Source organism: Pseudalkalibacillus sp. R45 (assembly GCF_052246725.1).
GTDB lineage: Bacteria > Bacillota > Bacilli > Bacillales > Fictibacillaceae > Pseudalkalibacillus.
The window spans coordinates 1,029,731-1,048,186 of the sequence record NZ_JBQQCL010000001.1 but is presented as its reverse complement, the minus strand read 5'-3'; the positions used below and the strand labels follow the sequence as shown (position 1 = coordinate 1,048,186).

General features: G+C 41.5%; 14 protein-coding genes and 1 pseudogene. All 15 read left to right on the top strand.

The window, feature by feature from the left end:
• Positions 1-58: 58 nt before the first annotated feature.
• Positions 59-1,135, top strand: a complete 1,077-nt coding sequence (locus ACTWQL_RS04895) for a glycoside hydrolase family 172 protein (RefSeq protein ID WP_443141282.1) — start codon at positions 59-61, stop codon at positions 1,133-1,135.
• A gap of 167 nt (positions 1,136-1,302) precedes the next feature.
• Positions 1,303-3,447 carry a DUF4185 domain-containing protein gene (locus ACTWQL_RS04890; RefSeq protein WP_443141281.1) on the top strand — a complete coding sequence of 715 codons (2,145 nt, stop codon included), beginning with the start codon at positions 1,303-1,305 and terminating at the stop codon, positions 3,445-3,447.
• A 33-nt stretch (positions 3,448-3,480) separates the two neighbouring features.
• Positions 3,481-5,430 (top strand): hypothetical protein, encoded by a 1,950-nt coding sequence (locus ACTWQL_RS04885; RefSeq protein WP_443141280.1) that lies wholly within the window; start codon positions 3,481-3,483, stop codon positions 5,428-5,430.
• 296 nt (positions 5,431-5,726) lie between these two features.
• The gene (locus ACTWQL_RS04880) at positions 5,727-6,488 is read left to right on the top strand and encodes an IclR family transcriptional regulator (protein WP_443141279.1); all 762 of its coding nucleotides are present in this window, start codon (positions 5,727-5,729) and stop codon (positions 6,486-6,488) included.
• Between the two features lie 348 nt (positions 6,489-6,836).
• Entirely contained in the window at positions 6,837-7,493 is a 657-nt protein-coding gene (locus ACTWQL_RS04875; protein WP_443141278.1) for a bifunctional 4-hydroxy-2-oxoglutarate aldolase/2-dehydro-3-deoxy-phosphogluconate aldolase, read from the top strand.
• Positions 7,494-7,530: 37 nt separating this feature from the next.
• On the top strand, positions 7,531-8,691 hold the full coding sequence (dgoD, locus tag ACTWQL_RS04870) for a galactonate dehydratase (RefSeq protein ID WP_443141277.1): 1,161 nt from the start codon (positions 7,531-7,533) through the stop codon (positions 8,689-8,691).
• 37 nt (positions 8,692-8,728) lie between these two features.
• Positions 8,729-9,706, top strand: a complete 978-nt coding sequence (locus ACTWQL_RS04865; RefSeq protein ID WP_443141276.1) for a carbohydrate ABC transporter permease — start codon at positions 8,729-8,731, stop codon at positions 9,704-9,706.
• Positions 9,703-10,530 (top strand): carbohydrate ABC transporter permease, encoded by an 828-nt coding sequence (locus ACTWQL_RS04860; RefSeq protein ID WP_443141275.1) that lies wholly within the window; start codon positions 9,703-9,705, stop codon positions 10,528-10,530. The genes ACTWQL_RS04865 and ACTWQL_RS04860 overlap by 4 nt, the downstream gene beginning before the upstream one ends.
• Before the next feature lie 86 nt (positions 10,531-10,616).
• Complete coding sequence (locus ACTWQL_RS04855) at positions 10,617-12,059, top strand: ABC transporter substrate-binding protein (protein ID WP_443141274.1); 1,443 nt, start codon at positions 10,617-10,619, stop codon at positions 12,057-12,059.
• A gap of 15 nt (positions 12,060-12,074) precedes the next feature.
• Positions 12,075-13,106 carry a hypothetical protein gene (locus ACTWQL_RS04850; RefSeq protein ID WP_443141273.1) on the top strand — a complete coding sequence of 344 codons (1,032 nt, stop codon included), beginning with the start codon at positions 12,075-12,077 and terminating at the stop codon, positions 13,104-13,106.
• A gap of 18 nt (positions 13,107-13,124) precedes the next feature.
• The gene (locus ACTWQL_RS04845; protein ID WP_443141272.1) at positions 13,125-13,976 is read left to right on the top strand and encodes an MBL fold metallo-hydrolase; all 852 of its coding nucleotides are present in this window, start codon (positions 13,125-13,127) and stop codon (positions 13,974-13,976) included.
• Between the two features lie 38 nt (positions 13,977-14,014).
• Positions 14,015-14,851, top strand: coding sequence for a hypothetical protein (locus ACTWQL_RS04840; RefSeq protein ID WP_443141271.1), 837 nt, complete (start codon positions 14,015-14,017; stop codon positions 14,849-14,851).
• A gap of 399 nt (positions 14,852-15,250) precedes the next feature.
• Positions 15,251-17,395 carry a bifunctional glycosyltransferase/CDP-glycerol:glycerophosphate glycerophosphotransferase gene (locus ACTWQL_RS04835; protein ID WP_443141270.1) on the top strand — a complete coding sequence of 715 codons (2,145 nt, stop codon included), beginning with the start codon at positions 15,251-15,253 and terminating at the stop codon, positions 17,393-17,395.
• Positions 17,396-17,605: 210 nt separating this feature from the next.
• Positions 17,606-18,073, top strand: a complete 468-nt coding sequence (locus ACTWQL_RS04830; protein WP_443141269.1) for an immunoglobulin-like domain-containing protein — start codon at positions 17,606-17,608, stop codon at positions 18,071-18,073.
• 182 nt (positions 18,074-18,255) lie between these two features.
• Positions 18,256-18,411 (top strand): annotated as a pseudogene (locus ACTWQL_RS04825) (IS1595 family transposase); the annotation flags it as partial.
• Between the last annotated feature and the right edge of the window lie 45 nt (positions 18,412-18,456).

Here is an 18,456-nt window from a genome sequence, read left to right as displayed (position 1 = left end):
ATCGTTTCAACGAGGAAAAGACAATTCTATTTTATCAAATTAAAGGAGGAGAACGACATTGTTCAATGGTTTAGGAATGGGATTAGGAAATCTATCAAGACTATCGAAAGCGAAAACAAGATCCATAAGCCCTGAAAACTTTACAGGTGAGAAAGGGAAAGGAGCTATGGCGGAAGAAGGGACCGGTGCCCATCCAGCAAGAGAGCTGGGAAAAGGGTGGAAGGTATCGCCTTCAGTTGAAATCCAAGGTGAGTCCACTCATACGATGGCTGAAATAACAGGGCCTGGAGCGATTCAACACATTTGGTTGACTTGCCACCCTAATCATTGGCGTACATCAATTATTCGCATGTATTGGGATGGGGAAACGGAACCTTCTGTTGAAGTGCCCTTAGGAGACTTTTTCTGTAATGGTTGGTGTGAAAGAAGCGATGTCAACTCCCTCCCTGTTGCAGTCAACCCTGCTGGCGGTATGAACTGTTATTGGGAAATGCCATTCCGTAAGCATTGCAAGATTACAGTTGAAAATATTGCAGAAGAAAATATGATCCTTTATTACCAAGTGGATTACGCTTTGACAGATGTGCCAGACGATGCAGCGTACTTTCATGCTCAATGGAACCGTAGCAATCCACTTTCTTACAAGGAGGTCCACACCATTTTAGATGGCATTAAAGGGCAAGGTCACTATGTTGGGACCTATATGGCGTGGCAGGTCAACAGCAACAATTGGTGGGGAGAAGGTGAAGTCAAATTCTACATGGATGGGGATGACGAGTACCCGACCATTTGCGGTACAGGTACGGAGGATTATTTCGGAGGAGCCTGGAACTGGGAGCAGCCTAAGGGAGAGTATAGGACATACTCCACCCCATACTTAGGCATGCACCAGGTGATCAAACCGGATGGACTGTATCGGGCACAACAAAGGTTCGGCATGTACCGTTGGCATGTGATGGATCCGATCCGATTTGAAGAAGATCTGAAAGTCACCATCCAAGCCCTTGGGTGGAGATCAGGACATCGGTACCTTCCACTGCAGGATGACATTTCTTCCGTAGCGTATTGGTATCAAACCGAACCACATCAACCATATGAAAAGTTACCGGATAAGAATGATTTAGAGGTCATTTGACCGAGGAATCAGCAAGTGGGGTTGTTGTGGGAATGAACGCTTTTTCTCACAATAGTGTTAGATAGGTGAGAGTTTGTCATGAATGGGACAGCCCTGGCTAACTTAAAATTTTTTTACAACTAATTATTTGAATATTTTAATAATTCAAGTGAATGGGGAGGATCATTTTGAAAAAGATCAAGTCGATATCATTTGTTGTTTTATCATTCATCCTGATTGTGACGATAGCCGTTCCGACAACAGCCCGATCAGAACAAGGCTCAACAGGGCTGGTCGCCACGAAAGCGAAGAAAATTGCCAGAGTGACAGGCGTTACACTCGAAGGAGAAACGATTCCGAACCCGAATCAGACACCAGAAAATTATGGAGTCAGAGCGACCGATCTAGGTATTATATGGGATGCGACGACAGACCCTGACCAAAAAAAAGTGATGCTGGCTTTTGGGGATACATATGATGATGGCTGGGGTGGCTTCGGAGGTGGTGGTGACCCTGATGGCTGGAGAGGTAATGTATTGGCGATTTCATCGGATCAGGATCTTTCGGATGGATTAAGCTTTTCATCCATGATTACAGAGGAAGGGAATGACAACTATGCCAAAGAGATCATCCATTCCGAGCATGATACATCTGGAGATGGTGATTTTACTGCCATCCCGACAGCAGGTGTAACCGTCGGGGATAAGCACTTCATCCATTACATGCAAATCAAGAATTGGGGCGCAAATGGAAGATGGAATACGAATTTCTCTGAAATTGCATACTCCGATGATGAAGGACAAACATGGACGAAGTCAGGGGTCAAATGGCCAGAAGGCAGTAAATTCACACAAGCGGCCTATGTGAAAAAAGATGGTTATGTCTATATGTTCGGAACTCCGGCAGGTAGGTTCGATCATGCCTATTTAGCGAAAGTCCCTGAAGAAGATCTGCTGGTGAAAGAGGAATATGAATATTGGAATGGTTCAGACTGGACGAAAAATGATGAGTCTGCGGCTGTTGCAGTGGTCGATGCACCTGTCAGTGAGCTATCCGTCCAATACAATTCCTATTATGATAAATGGATCATGTTGTATTTGAATGAAAATCGCTACGCCATGGTCATGAGAAGTTCATCGAGTCTGACGGAAGGTTGGTCTGCTGAAACCGAAGTTGCGACCGGTGAAGAATTTCCAGGACTATATGGAGGCTTCATCCACCCTTGGTCAAATGACGGAAAAGATTTGTATTTTGTCATGTCTGAATGGGGTCCTTACAATGTCGTGTTGATGAAATCTGAATTGAATCCAGGTTCACCCAGTCCCAATTTGATCGAAGACCCTTCATTTGAAAACCAAACGTCAGAGACGATCGATGATCCATGGGATCTGGAGAGTGGTGAAGGTGGAATTGACCAAAACATTGGGACATCCAGAGCAGGCAGTCAAAATACATGGTTACGGAACTCTTCTGGCTGGAATGCCATTACCCAAAATGTGCCTGTTGAGAGAAACACGGAATATGAGCTGACAGGGTTCGTCAAAACGTCTCAAAATAACAATGCCGGTTATTTCGGGGTCCGTGGAGAGGATGGAGGGATCATAAAAGAAACGAAATATGAGAGAAATGATCAGTACACGAAACAAACCGTGCGCTTCAATTCGGGAGACAATGAATTCGTTACAGTCTTTACAGGAATGTGGGCGAATGGAGAAACATGGGTTCAAATCGACGATTATATGTTAGTTGAAGTCGATTCAAATCCGCCTGCCCTTACTTTGAACGGGGAGGAAACGATGGAAGTGCCATTAGGGGGGGCTTTCACTGACCCTGGGGCTACGGCTGTTGATGAACTGGATGGAAATTTGACAGACAAGATCGAAGTGACAGGTGAGGTCAACACCAAAATTGTCGGGACCTATACGTTGACTTATGATGTAAAGGATTATGATGGGAACGAGGCGACGCCGGTGACCCGAACTGTAAAGGTCACAGGGGAGGAATATACGCTTCAGGATGTTCTGTTTACGGATAAGGACGATAATCCGATCACAAAGCTCCCTAAAAAGGGATTCGTAAAGGGCAGCGCTGAGATCACCAATAACACAAGCGACGCCAAAACGGTCTCCCTTGTCGTGGTCCTTTATGACAAACACGATTCAATCGTCAATGTAGCTGGAGTGACAAAAGCCATTCCATCTGGAGTTTCTGAGACCTTTACAGGGGGATTTTCGATGCCGGGCAATGCTTCAGGCTATTATGCAGAATTGTTTTTAGCGAAATCATTGACAGATCTGACACCGATTTCTGCTGTTGAGAGAATCGAACAGTAATCCCAATATTCTGGCGTTACAGGGGGAAAACGAATGAACGCACAAATACCGGACTGGTTAGGAAATTGGATCAAGTTCCAGCCCTCTGCTTGCGATATGCATGTTAGAGAGGTGGAAAGTGGTCAAGGCAGACAAATGGTTGAAATTGAAGCACGGTGGAACCGATCGGCAACTGAAGTGTCACAAATTCAGGTGGATATGGAACTGGCTGATCCCAGGATCACCTGTCTATGGAAACCGCACCTTGCACCTGAGGATGAGATGGTCATTGGTGATTTCGCGTTTCGCTCACCGGCTATTATTTTAGAAAAGGGACAGGATATGTTAGCGCTCGTCCCTGATCTTGATTTTTTAGAGAGCCAGCGGATTGCACCTCATGTAATGGATTATATAGAACCTGAACGAACCCTTTTTTACGGGTTGTCCCATTATGAAAAAACGAGGCATGTGTACCATCAAAAAGTTCAGAAACCCATTCTATTGGAAAAGGGTCAAGTCTTGTTCCGCTTTTATCTCATCCAATGGCAGGAGATGAAGGAAAAAAGGGATTTCAGACCAGTGACAAGTTTTTTATGGGAGCGATTCGGGGATAAGAATCGACCTGAACGGATTGTTGACCACCAGGTTACGGACTCAGTGAAAGATTTAGAGGTGTATGCAAAACATACGTATGATTGGGCATTTCAACACTGGGAAAATCTTGTGTGGCAGCAATTCGAATTGGACGGTCAAACAGTAGGAGGCTGCGTCTTGATCGTACGCGGTGTCCAATCTCCTGGTTTTGGCCAAGAAGACCAATGGAGGGAAAAGAAAAGTTTATGGAACCAGTCCTGGTTTTCCAGTTTGCGAAGTGCTTACGGTTACCGTCAATGGGGAGAAAGATGGAACCGTCAGGATATGGTTCAACGTGCAGAACTGGCCAAAAACTTTGCACTGAGTGCCCCTCAAAAAGGGGGGCTGTTTCCTTCGGTTTACTGGGCAAATACGGAATCTGATATGGAAAATGGGACCTGGGGCCATTCTAACCGCAGGCCAGACCATCATGAAGGGTATTATCATTTGTTGGATTCGTCGTGGACCTGTTTATGGATGCTGAAGTGGTATCGTGACCTGGAACAGGATGACCGGCTGTTGGAGTATACAAAGCCATACGCTGAACGATTGATCGAGCTTCAACATGAAAACGGGAGCTTTCCGGGTTGGGTGCATGAGGAAACGGGTATGCCCTCTTCCTATTTAAGCGACAGTGCGGAAACGTCCATGCATGTTTGGTTTCTGGCCAACTATTACAGCCTGACAAAAGACGAAAAAATGTTGGAAGCGGCAAAGCAGGGAATGGAATTTGTCAGTCAGCATGTGATTCCTGAAGGACGTTTCGAGGATTTTGAGCTGTATTGGTCATGTTCGAGACAGTGGGAAGGAAAAAAGTATGGGGAAAAAGATCAGCGAAGCGGGTTGTATCACCAATGTAATTTTTCCATCTATTGGACTGCAGAAGCGTTAAAAGAACTATATATGGTGACGGAAGATGAAAAGTACCTATGTGAAGGGGAGAGGGTTCTGGCTGAGCTATCACTTTATCAATCTATTTGGAATCCACCGTATCTTGGGATGCCGGCTTTCGGGGGATTCGGCGTGATGACATCCGATGATGAGTGGAATGATGCCAGACAAAGCTTATTCGCTCTAACTTGTTTGGATTACTACCGTTTAACGGGAAATGCCGAATACAAACAGAGGGGGATCTGGGCCATGAAGGCTTCGTTCTATTTGATGTATTGTCCTGAAAACCCTTTGATCAAAGAAAAATATGAACAGATCTTCCCTCATTTTAGTGAAGTGGATTATGGATTTGAAATGGAGAACTGCCATCACGGCGAAAATGATACAGATCAAATCGGAGAATTCACGATTTTTGATTGGGGAAATGGCTCTGCCTCCTCCTCATTGGCTGAAATCCTGTTAAAAGGGTATGAGATTTGATCCATTCATGAATGTATTGAATTGAAAGGACAATATGTGCAAGGAATTCACTAGAGTAGAACGTTTTAGCCAAGCCCCCTCCATCACGGTTTGTAGGTGAGGAGGCAAGATCGTTCGTTAAGCGGAATTCCTTGCCATTATCGTAACTCAGGAACACACTTTTGTTATTGGTGGATGACCGGAAATTAGGCGATTCGCAGTCTTGTACAACCAGCTCTTTAAAACAAAAGGAAAAAGAGGCATAATATATGATACGTAGTTCATCATATAGAATTTTATGATTGGGTGATGAGAAAGTGAATAAAAGAGATCCTGCTCTAAAACCTTTAGAAATCATTGAAGCAATAAGTCGTGCAGATAAAGACGGATTGGGAATAGCTTCTCTGACGGGGAACACTGGTTTGAGTAAAAGCACTGTCCATCGAATAGCACAAGCTCTTACTGAATCTGGTTATTTGATTCGAAATGATTCCACTAAAAAATATAAATTGGGATATCGGCTTCTGCGTATCTCCTCCATTGTAATGAATAATAATGATGTTAAAGAAGTGGCTCGTCCTTATTTACACGAATTATCGACAAAAACCCAAGAAACGGTGCATCTTGTCCAACTTGACGGTTTATATGGAATCTATACTGATAAAATTGATAGTCCCCAATCGGTGGGGTTATTGTCAAGAATCGGAAAGAACATCCCTCTCCATTCCACTGGGGCAGGTAAAATTCTATTGGCCTATATGTCTGAAAACTTGCGTAATCGTGTCTATTCTGAAGTGGGCTTGACCAAGAATACTGCACAAACAATTACCGACAAAAAAATGATGGAGAAAGAGTTGGAAAGTATCAGGAGGTTAGGCTACGGGTTTGATCGGATGGAAAACCGAGAAGGAATTCATTGTATCGCTGCTCCTATTTTTTCCGAAAATGGGAAGGTTGTTGCATCTTTCAGTGTTTCCGGACCATCCTTCCGTTTCTCTTTGGAGGATGCAGAAGGTCTGATTGAGAAAGTAAAGGAAATCTCTGAAAAAATATCGATATGTCTGGGATATGTCCCTTGATCGTTAATGTGAATGATTTTATGTTCACATGCTCGATCAAGGGATTTTTTATTTACTTTACAGTGCTAACAAGGATGTCTGACAATCGCTATGGTTTTAAATCCATGTTAAACGAATTTTATCGCAATTCCACTTTAATTGTCTAAATATTTAAAAAAGTTGTTGACACGTGAAGTCGACTCAACTATAATGATAGAAAATCTATATAGAGGACATAGTTCCAAATATGGAACTATCGATAAAAGGATCGTATCGAGGGTGAATGGCATTCTCATTTTTTTAGTTACAGTGTGTAAACGTTTACACATCTTGTGAAATAACAATATTGAAGAAAGAGGAGACGTTTCTATGCATGATTTAGAAGGGAATTTACAAGCAATTAAAGAGCACCGCGTTGTCATGATCTATAGAGGGCTTCAACCAGCTGAATGCTTAGAAGTTTCAAGGGTATTGTTTGATGCCGGTGTCCGTTTGTTCGAGGTGACGAGTAACTCACCCGGTACCATTGAATCCATCGAGATGCTCCAATCAGAATTTGGAGAAGAAGTGCTGATCGGTGCAGGGACTGTAATGACTCCTCAACAAGTTGAGGAGGCTGCGAATGCAGGAGCCACATACATAATATCTCCAAATGTAAATGTGGAAGTGATCAGAAGAACGAAGGAACTAGGATTGATATCGATACCTGGGGCGATGACCCCGACAGAAATAGAGGTTGCCTACAGAAACGGAGGTGATATCATAAAGGTTTTCCCCATTAATCACCTCGGAGCAGAATTTATCACCCAGCTCAAAGGCCCCCTTGACAGTATTGACTTTATGCCGAGTGGTGGTATCTGCTTAGAAATGGTCGAAGACCTATTTAATGCTGGGGCATGTGCGATCGGGATCGGGGTCCAATTGTTGGGGAAGGATTTGGTCAGATTTAAAAGATGGGACTTGTTACAGAAAAGAGCTAGTGAATTCATTGCGGCTTCAACTAACCGAAATAAAGTATTGACTTAGATAGACTAATAAGATGGGAATCATGAGGTGAAGAAGGATGAAAATTGCCGATATACAAACTTTCTGTGTACCACCGCGATGGATATTTATCCGTGTGGAAACAGATGACGGATTTGTTGGATGGGGAGAAAGTATTGTCCCTAAAAGGGTGAACGCTGTAATTGGAGCTATACGGGACTTGGCAAAATTGATAAAGGGTGAAGACCCTAGAAAAATAGAGGACATATGGCAACGACTATATAGGGGAGGCTTTTTCAGAGGTGGCCCAATATTGATGACGGCTCTGGCTGGAATTGAACATTCCTTATGGGATATAAAAGGAAAATATTATGGGATGCCGGTGTATGAATTTTTTGGAGGGGAAGTCCGAGAAAAGGTACGGGCATATGCGTGGGTGGGAGGAGATCGACCTGCCAACATCGTTGAACATGCCCGACAGCGAGTAAGGCAAGGGTTTACCGCCATAAAAATGAATGCGACAGAAGAACTGCATTTTATCGATTCATTTTCTAAAATCGAATCCGTTGTTGAAAGAGTCGCTTCGATTCGTGAGGAATTCGGCACTGATCTCGGAATTGCTGTGGACTTTCACGGTCGTGTACATAGAGCTATGGCAAAGGTACTCATCAAGGAGTTGGAGCCCTACCGTCTGATGTGGATTGAAGAACCGTTATTAAGTGAACATAATGATGCTTTGCCGTCTATCCTCCGTGAAACAAGTACACCGATTGCAACGGGAGAACGTCTGTATAATCGATGGGATTTCAAGCAGGTGTTCGAGTCCAGGATCGTTGACATTATACAACCAGATGTCTCATTTACCGGAATCTATGAAATGGAGAAACTGGCAAGAATGGCAGAAGCATATGATGTCCTGTTAGCACCCCATTGTCCAAACGGACCAATTTCGCTGGCAGCTTCTCTACAAATTGATATGTGTGTGTCAAATGTAGTCATGCAAGAACAAAGCCTTGGAATCCACTATAACACTGGCTATAACGGGTTAGAACAGGGGGAGATGTACGATTATTTAGTAGATTCTACGGAATTGGAAATAAAAGACGGATTCCTTTATCCGCCGAAAGGATTAGGATTAGGAATTTCAATCAATGAAGACCTGGTAAGAGACAGGGATCATAGATGGGATTTACGAGACAATATTTGGCGAAATAAAGACGGAACATTAGCAGAATGGTAGATTTGATTACCTGATAGATTATCAAGGAGGGGGTCAAGTGCAAACAGAAGCAAAGAAGAATGTAACCATTAAATGGAAGAGAAAGGTGAATACACAAACAAGAAGTCGATATATGTGGGCTTATCTATTCATTTTGCCTCAGGTCATTGTATTCTTCAGTCTTTCTATATATCCGATTATCATGAGTTATGTCTATTCGTTCTACAATTGGACAGGAATCGGTCCCTTGGACGAATTCATCGGACTCTCAAATTATATGGAGTTGCTGAAAAGTGAAGAGTTTTATCGAGCCTTTCGTAATACCCTCATCTATACCTTCTTTTTCACGATCATTTCAGTATCAGTAGCTTTGGTTCTGGCGTTGATCCTTAACATGCCCAGGCTTAAAGGCAAAGGCTTCTACAGGACTATTTACTTTTTACCGGTTGTAACCACCACCTCCATTGTCGGTATCATCATGGCTAATATTTTCGGTGCGCAAGGCTTTGTGAACACCGTTTTATTGAACATTGGGTTTATCAACCAATTCATCCCATGGCTGACGGACTCTCTCCTTGCCATGATCATCTTGATACTTGTCGGGTCATGGAAGTCTATCGGTATTACGATGATCTATTGGTTGACTGGGTTACAAATGATTCCGTATGAGCTTTATGAAGCTGCGAAGATTGATGGTGCAGGTCCCTGGAAAACACTTCGATACATTACCCTGCCGCTTCTCAAGCCGATAGGGGCTACAATCCTTTTCCTTACAGTCGTGAGCAGTATGCATGTATTCGACCTTGTCAAAACGTTGACCAATGGCGGGCCTTATTATGCAACTGACACGCTCGAACTGTTCATTTATCGGTTTGCTTTCGGCTCTGAGTTAGGAAGCGCACGTGTCGGATTCGCTTCAGCAGCGGGTGTCATACTCGGCATATTCGTGTTCCTAGTCACTTTGGTGTTCGCATGGTTAGTAGCCAGAGCCAATAAAACAAAAGGGAAACGTTTGAAGGGAGCTGGGAACCTATGAAATCCGAAAAAGTCATGCGTTTGGTCATCCATATCATTTTAATCGGAGTCGGTATCATTTGGGTGTATCCATTTATTTGGATGGTCTCTTCTTCACTTAAATCCAACCAAGAATTCATCATTTCAGGAGTAAATCCATTACCCAAGGAAATCTTATGGGAAAATTATATCCGTGCTTGGGAGGCAGCTAATTTTGCTGATTATTTCATCAATTCCGTAATTACGACGTTGGCTGTCGTCATCATCGTTGTCATTTTAAGTTGTTTGACTGGTTATGCCTTAGGCCGTGTTGCCTTTCCGGGGCGTAAAGCGATCATCGCCTGTGTGGCAGCTACTGTATTTATCCCGAAAGGGTACACGATCATCCCTCTTTATCAAATGATGGATCAAATGGGGTTAACCGATTCGTTACTAGGTATTATTGTAGCAGAATCAGCTGGAGCACACGTTTTATTCATCCTTCTATTCGCTGCATTTTTTTCTAAGGTTCCAATAGAGATGGAAGAGTCAGCTCAGATGGATGGATGCGGATTTGTACGGACATTTTGGCAAGTCATCCTACCTACAGCAAAACCGGTAATCGCAACAGTTGCAATTATGCAATTCATTTGGACTTGGAGCTCTTTCCTCGTTCCACTTGTCCTTACTATGAATCAACCGGGATTAAGGACACTGGCAGTAGGAATGCTTACATTTGTAGGAGAGTATCAGACAGATTGGACAGGTATGGCAGCAGGTGCGTCCATTTCATTACTTCCGGTCATCATCGTCTTCATCTTCATGCAGCGCTATTTCATTGAAGGCATCTCAGGGGCTGTCAAGTAATTCATTAACCGATCCGATTGATTGAAAATGTATCTTTTTAAATATCTGAAAATTAAAAATTCATGTAATGTAAGGAGGTCATTTTAATGAAAAAAGTCTTAGGAGTATTTCTGGTCATGGCTATGATTTCTTGTGTATTGCTGACGGGTTGCAAAAGTGGGGATGAAACGACATCTGAAAATGGGGAGGTGACGTTAAAGCTCTGGAATCGAGTCAATGGGGCGGAAACATATCTGACAAAGCTGATTGAATCTTTTGAAGAAGAGAATCCGAACATCAAGGTTGAATTGCAAAACCTCAGCGTAGAGTCAGCACAGCCGCAATATCAAGCAGCGATATCCAACAACGAACTGCCGGACATGTTTGTCAGACCACCTACTACTACTGTTACCCAACTAGTGGAAATTGATCGGTTGAAAAGCCTGGATAGCCTGTTTCCTCAAGAGGTTGTTGATGAGTATGTAGAAGGTGTCTTTTATAAGGGAAGTAATATAACAGCTGAAGGTAAAATCTATGCATTTCCGCTATCCTCGGGACTTCATGGCACAACGATGCTGTATTACAACAAAGATGTTTTGAATGACCTGGATGTAGAGGTTGATTTTCCGATGACCTGGGATGATTTGCTGGAAGTAGGGAAAGAGATTCATGAAAAATCAGATGGTAAGATCTATGGCATGGTTCTGGGTGCTAAATCAGCGTGGCTGAACAGTAGCTTCATTTCACAGATGGCTTTCCCGATTTCACCTGACAGCGGCATGGATTATGCGACAGGGAACTTCAACTTCGCTACTGAAGGGAATATTGAAACAATTCAATTTTTCAAAGAACTATTGGATAATAATGTGATCAGTCCCCAAAGTCTAGAATCAACATCTGCATCAGCCCAAGCCCTATTCGCCTCTGGGCAAAGCGCTTTTATCATTAACGGGAACTGGATGGGTGGCATTCTGCAAGAACAATTTCAGTTTGAAAATTGGGGTGCGGCACCACTACCGACGAAAGAAGCGGGAACTGTAGCGATGAGACCATATGGAGGAGGAGCAACAGAATCGATCATGGTCGCTAAGAACACAAAGCACTGGGAAGAAGTCAAAGCTTTTCTGACGTATTTAAGAGAACATATATATGATGAAATCGACAAATCAGGCTCCCTGGCTTCGGCAAAAATAGCTGAAGATGGAGAAGTAGGATTTCCTCAATACAAAGACATACAACAGATCATGAATGATACAAATATTCTCGTTCCAAATCCAGAGAACCGGAATCCTGCCGTGGAAGAGGTGGCATTGAAATATCAGGAGCTGGCGCCACGTACCAGTACAGGGGATATATTCCTCGGTTATTTGGCAGGGCAGGTCAAAGATTTGGAAGGTACCTTGCAAAAATTAACCGATGACGCTAATAAGGCGTTGGAACAAGCGATTGAGTCGAACGACAAAGTGACGAAGGAAGATTATAGATTCTCGAATTGGGATCCTAACCAATCATATACCGAAGAAGATTATGAGGAACTTAAGAAGAAATGATCAGGGTGATGAGTAATGGTCGAACATTTAGAGACGTTGTATGGAAACTCGATTGTACCAAAAGAATTAGCTCATTTGGGTGATTATCTTTTAGTCACAAATCATGATGCCTGGCAGTTATGCAAGGGGTATTTCCAGGATCATCCACCATATGATGTCATTATGATCAGTACACTCGACAAAGCTGAATTGGATGAAATTCATCAAAATATCTCAGACGGAGGATTGGAGTTTGTCGGATTAGGTGGAGGTACTGTTTTAGATGCAACGAAATATTTTGCCTATCTCAACAACCGGGTTCCTTTTCTAATCCCTTCCATCACATCATCCAATGCACCATTTACTGATTTTATCTCAATACAGAAAAATGGTGGACCATTCGGATTTAAAGTGGATGGATATCCGAAAAGAATCATTATTGATAACGAACTGATTGGATCAGCAGACAAACGATTGAATCGGGCTGGATTTGGAGATTTATTGTATATGCAGACCACGCTGAATGATTGGCGGATCATGCAAGAAAAGAGAGTTGGAACAAAGGTGGTTGAAGAGATTGAAGGAAAAATCCTTGAAATGATGGATTCCACCATAGAGTATGCCTCCGAAATAGGCGATCTGACAGGTAGAGGCATTAGGTTATTAATGGAAAATACCCAACTTTCCGCAGAATTATATATGGATAATGTGAGGATGCCCATCAGTGCCGGTTCAGAGCATCTATTTGCCTGGAATTTAGAACTTATAACGGGAAAACAGTTGATACACGGTGAGATCGTTTCTTTAGGTGTGGTCATTTCTTCCTTCTTACAATCTTCCTTTCTCCCTGATAGCAAATATCAGACGTTAAGGAAAGCATTAGATGACGCAAAGGTGATCTATCATCCTGATGAACTTGGCGTTTTATGGGAAGAGATAAAAACCACGTTAGTGACGATTGAAGACTATAATCGAAAAATCCGTAACTTCCATACCGTATTTGAACTGATCGAATGGGAGCCGGGTGTACTTAATAGATTGAAAGACTATATTTACAATCAAGGGTAGAAAAACCGGAGGAGTGAAATGAAACATTCTGTATATCGTAAAGGAGAATCCTTACATGAACAAATCAATCAAACAAAGGTGCCATCAGAGGCTCTTGCCATCTGGCATTTAGGTCAAGAAAGTGCAGTGATAAAAGGGACAAGTGATCGTATCCTATATTTTGATCCGTATTTCAGTAATTCGATTGAAGAATCAGGAGGGTTTTCAAGGAATTTCGAACCTCCACTCAAACCTGAAGAAGTTACGAATGCTGATTATGTGTTCATTACCCACCATCATCTCGATCATTTGGACCCTAACACGTTAGTCCCATTAAGTGAATCTTCACCGAGAGCAAAGTTTGTTATTCCAAGAGCACATTTAAAGTACGTTGAAAGGCTTGGCATCAACCGCTCACGGATCATTCCGATGAACAGTGGTGAAACAGAGGTCTTAGATGAGTTGAAAATCATTGCTTTGCCGGGAAAACATGAAGAATTTGCAATGGACTCAGAAGGGAACCATTATTATCTAGGTTATATAGTGGAGCTAGATGGTATCTGTTTTTATCATGCAGGCGATACGATCATTTATCCTGAACTGATCCAAGAAGTGAAGAAGTATAAGATTGATGCGGCGTATTTGCCGATCAACGGAAGAGACTATTTCCGTACCGAGAAAGGAATCATCGGGAACATGAATTATCGGGAGGCAATAGAATTCTCAGTAGAAATCAATGTTGATCTAATGCTTCCATGTCATTACGATTTGATGGATGAGAATTTTGAAAATCCAAGTTACTTTGTCGATTATCTCTTTAAACATTACCGCAATCAAAAATTTAAAATGATGGTTCCAGGGGAAAGGATGCTGTATCTAAAGGAGTATTAGTAGGTTAGGAAAAAACGAAATATGGAGTGATTTTCGTAATGAGGATTACAGATGAACAAATCGACACCCTGAAACAAAAAGGTTTTGTAATAATTGAAAACTTTTTGACTGAGAAAGAACGCAAGGAAACATTGAATGGATTTTATAAAGAATACGCACCACCTTATGAAGAGTATATCAAGGGTGACTATGAGGAATTGGATTTAAGTACAACCAAGCGTGTTTTTCCTTGGGATGACAGTGCCTTAAACCATGTTTGCACACATCCGGATATGATTGATGAAGCTGAGCGGATCATGGGTACACGGGAGATCCGACTTTCAGAGGCGCATTTGGGGATGAAATATTACCAGGAGAGTCCCCAACAATTGGGTACTCCCCCAGGGGCTTTTCATATGGATTATCGAAATAATACGCTGGGTCCAAAACTCCCGGAAGATGATTTTATGAATATCCTATTCTTCTATTGTTTTGATGATGTTGGTCCAGGAATGGCGCCTATTATGATGACACCGAACGGAAGACCCGATTCTGATGCGGTTCCAATGATTGTTCCAGGTGGCTCGCTCTGTATTTATACAATTTTCACACGCCATGCAGCGTCATCTTTCACAAAGTCGGGTCACAGGCCAGTTGCATGGATTGGATTTTCACGCAAGGACCGGCCCTGGGATGGAGCGCGGTATTTTTCTTACAAGACCGGCGTGTCTATGAAAGGTATGGAACGGTTCATTGTTGAAGCAAACCCTCGACAATTGGAATTGATAGGATTCCCACCGCCAGGCGATCCTAGATGGACGAAGGAAATGATAACTGGTATGGCAAAACGATATAAGGGTTTTAATCCGACTCCTTACTTACAAACTAGCATGTAGTTCAAATAATAATCACTCTTCGGTGCTATTCTTCAGTGTCAGGCACGACAATTTAACCCTTGTGCCCCAACGGTTCTCAGAAGGTGCCAGGCACCGAAAGGGAACTCTTGTGGCACAAGGGTTTTCAAAATGTACCTGGCACCATTTTCAATCCCTTGTCCCCCAACGCTTCTCAAAATGTACCAGGCACCGAATCAGAATCCGCTTGTATCAAGGCTTCTGGATCAGTGCCTAGTACATGTCTTTATGTATACATTCTAACTTTAGTATTTTGAAATAATATGGAATATTGGAAATATTTAAGATTAAAGTATCAGTTTTCCTTTGTAATGTTTACCAAAAATCCGATTAGTGATAATATGGGAGAATTGGAAATACTTTTATAACGGAGGAGATATTTTGAAAAAGGTATCTATCATTATCCCTATATATAATACTGAGGAATTTTTGGATGAATGTATTTATTCTATAATTAAGCAAAAGTACGAGAATTTTGAACTTCTTTTGATTAATGATGGTTCTGGCTTGAGTTGTACAAATAAGATTAATGAAATTGCGAAGATTGATGCTAGAATAAAAGTTTTTCATCAGGAAGAACGCAAGGGTGTCGGAGTAGCCCGGAATCTTGGGTTAGACAAAGCAACCGGTGATTACATATATTTTATGGATAGCGACGACTATCTTGGTGAGAGCACGATCCAACTCCTAATGAAGAACATCGCAGATCATAATATGGTTACTGGAAAACAAGTCAGGACAACGCTCAGTCACGAAAGTGAAGAAACGGCTGTAGCACTTGATGCTGAGGTGGATCAAGACGTTCACCTTTACCAGCAAAACATCAAAAAGGCATTTAAAAATCGATCTGCATTACATAGACTTATTTCTCGAGATTTGATCATTGAAAGGAACATCCGTTTTTCAGAGGATGTTGATTGCTATGCAGATCTTTCTTTTATACTGCCATTATTAGTAGAATCTGATGAGGTTCCTTATGTTAAAAATGCTTATTACTTTAAAAGGAAAAGAAATGATCCGATAACGAATCCAGCCCTCATGCAACTGGATGCAGAGAAAAGGATCAAGGACTTCATCACCATCTACAATCAACTGAAAGACGACTACAGAGATAATAGCGAAGCTACACAATTCTTGGACAACCATATGATTAATTTTTACAGGAAAACGATTGTGACGTTCTTGAAGGAGGAGCGGAACATCGAAGTAATCTATAATGACTTGGTTTCATTCGCAGCAAAATTAGACCAACAGTTGTTATCTAAGAAAAGCTTCATCGTCCGAAGAGAACTGAATCCTTTAGTGAGAAATGACCGGAAGAAATACGAGTCAGTCAATCGATGGCATCAGCGATTAAGAAAAGTGAAATATGCTTTAAGTGGTAGAACCAAACTCTACACGCAATTGTATCGATCCGTATATACGAAGCTTCCGTTAAAAGAGAAGACAGTCTTGTTTGAAAGCTTCTTAGGGAAAAACTATTCCGATAACCCGAAATATATCTACGAATATATGATAAAAAATCATCCGGATTATAATTTCATATGGATTTTTAAAGAGCCTGGCAAGGAAATCCCCGGGAACCCGAAGCAAATCAAGCGATTCAGCTTGAAATATTATTATTACATGGGCACCGCAAAATATTGGGTAAGCAATTCGAGGATTCCAAAGAGGTTTGACAAAAGGGAAGGGAATGTTTATCTCCAGACCTGGCATGGCACCCCGCTCAAAAAGCTAGTGTTCGATATGAAGGACATTCATTCGGCTAATCCGAATTACAAACGAGATGTGTACATCCAATCAAGACGCTGGGATTACCTGATCTCTCCGAACCAATATTCAACGGAGATTTTCGGGAGTGCTTTTAAATATGATAAAGCCATGCTTGAATATGGATACCCGAGGAACGACATCCTCTATACAGGGAATGATGAAGCGACGATCAACGAGCTTAAACGAAAGCTCAATATACCCGTTGATAAAAAGGTCGTCCTATATGCACCGACATGGCGGGATAACGATTTTTTTGAGGCAGGAAAATACAGATTTACCTTGCAATTGGACCTTCAAAAAATGAAGGAGCAGCTCGGTGATGAGTATGTTGTTCTTTTGAGAATGCACTATTTTATTGCCAACCAGCTGGATATTTTGGAATTTGAAGGATTCGCTTTTGATCTATCAAACTATGAAGATATCGCAGAGCTTTATTTGGTATCAGATATCCTGATTACGGATTACTCTTCTGTGTTCTTTGATTATGCCAACTTGCGTCGGCCGATTCTCTTTTACACGTATGATTTGGAAAGTTATCGCGATACATTACGTGGATTCTATATCGACATTGAAGAAGATGTACCAGGTCCGCTGTTAAAAACAACAGATGAGGTCATCTCAACGATTGAAAATATAGAAGAAGTCGAGAATCGATACAAAGAAAAATATGACCGTTTTTACGAGAAATTCTGTTCATGGGACGACGGCATAGCATCTGAAAAAGTCGTTAAGGAAGTCTTTAAACTTAAATGACAAAACATTAAAGACCGGTCTAACAGAGATCGGTCTTTAATTCGGCATCTTTAAGATTGCGTTGAGTGCCAGGCACAGTTCTCAATCTCTTGTGTACCAAGGATTCTTAAACGGTGCCTGACACCATTCAGGATCAAATTAGTAAATAATGTAACTTCCCTGTGTTGGAATCCGTCTAACTATAAACAGATAACTAAGGGGATGTTTGTAATGATTTATAAAAAAGTATTATCAACCATACTAATAACTGGGCTTATTCTAATAACAGGGTGTCAGTTAAATGAGCATAGGGTCCAATCGGAGGGATCTGATAAATCCAACTTGGACAATTCTACAGATAAAACAGATATAGAAATGAAAATTATAGATGGAAATAATGAACTTCCGGTTGAAGCAGTTGAATTAGAGATTACTAATCACGGGGAAAATGAATATACATATGGCTCCCAGTATACGGTTGAGAAATATGTCGACCAATCATGGTCAGAGATTCCTTTCAAAGATAACGTTGGTTTTAATATGATTTTGTATACCCTTAAACCTAACAATACAAATCAACAAACAATATATTTAAAGTTATTAGACCATCAGTTAGACAAAGGGAAATATCGAATAAAGAAAGATTTCACTAAAAATAAAACGAACACAACACTTACTGCAGAATTTGAATTAAATTAATTCTGTACTCGAGTCCATTTTCCGGAGGTTATCTTAGCAAATCCTCTTTTAACAATAGGCTTTGTTAAAGGTAAATGTTAATATTTGAAACTTTTCCGAGATAATACTCTGAAAAAGGTAAGCGTAGCATTTCGACCGCAAACCTCGAAAGCGTGGAGGCAAGTCTAAGTATTAGACATGACAACCGCTTTAAAGGTGTGGCTACAAAGTATCTCGACAACTATCTTGCGTGGTTCTTGTTTGTAGATAGTCGTAGTAACGAAAGCACAAAACACAATATAAAAGATTTTCTATTTTCATCATTTGTATTTGAAATAACCGATACTTATGATAGTTAACACTTATCTATTTTCAACACTAAATAAATGAAAGGTAAATTAAAT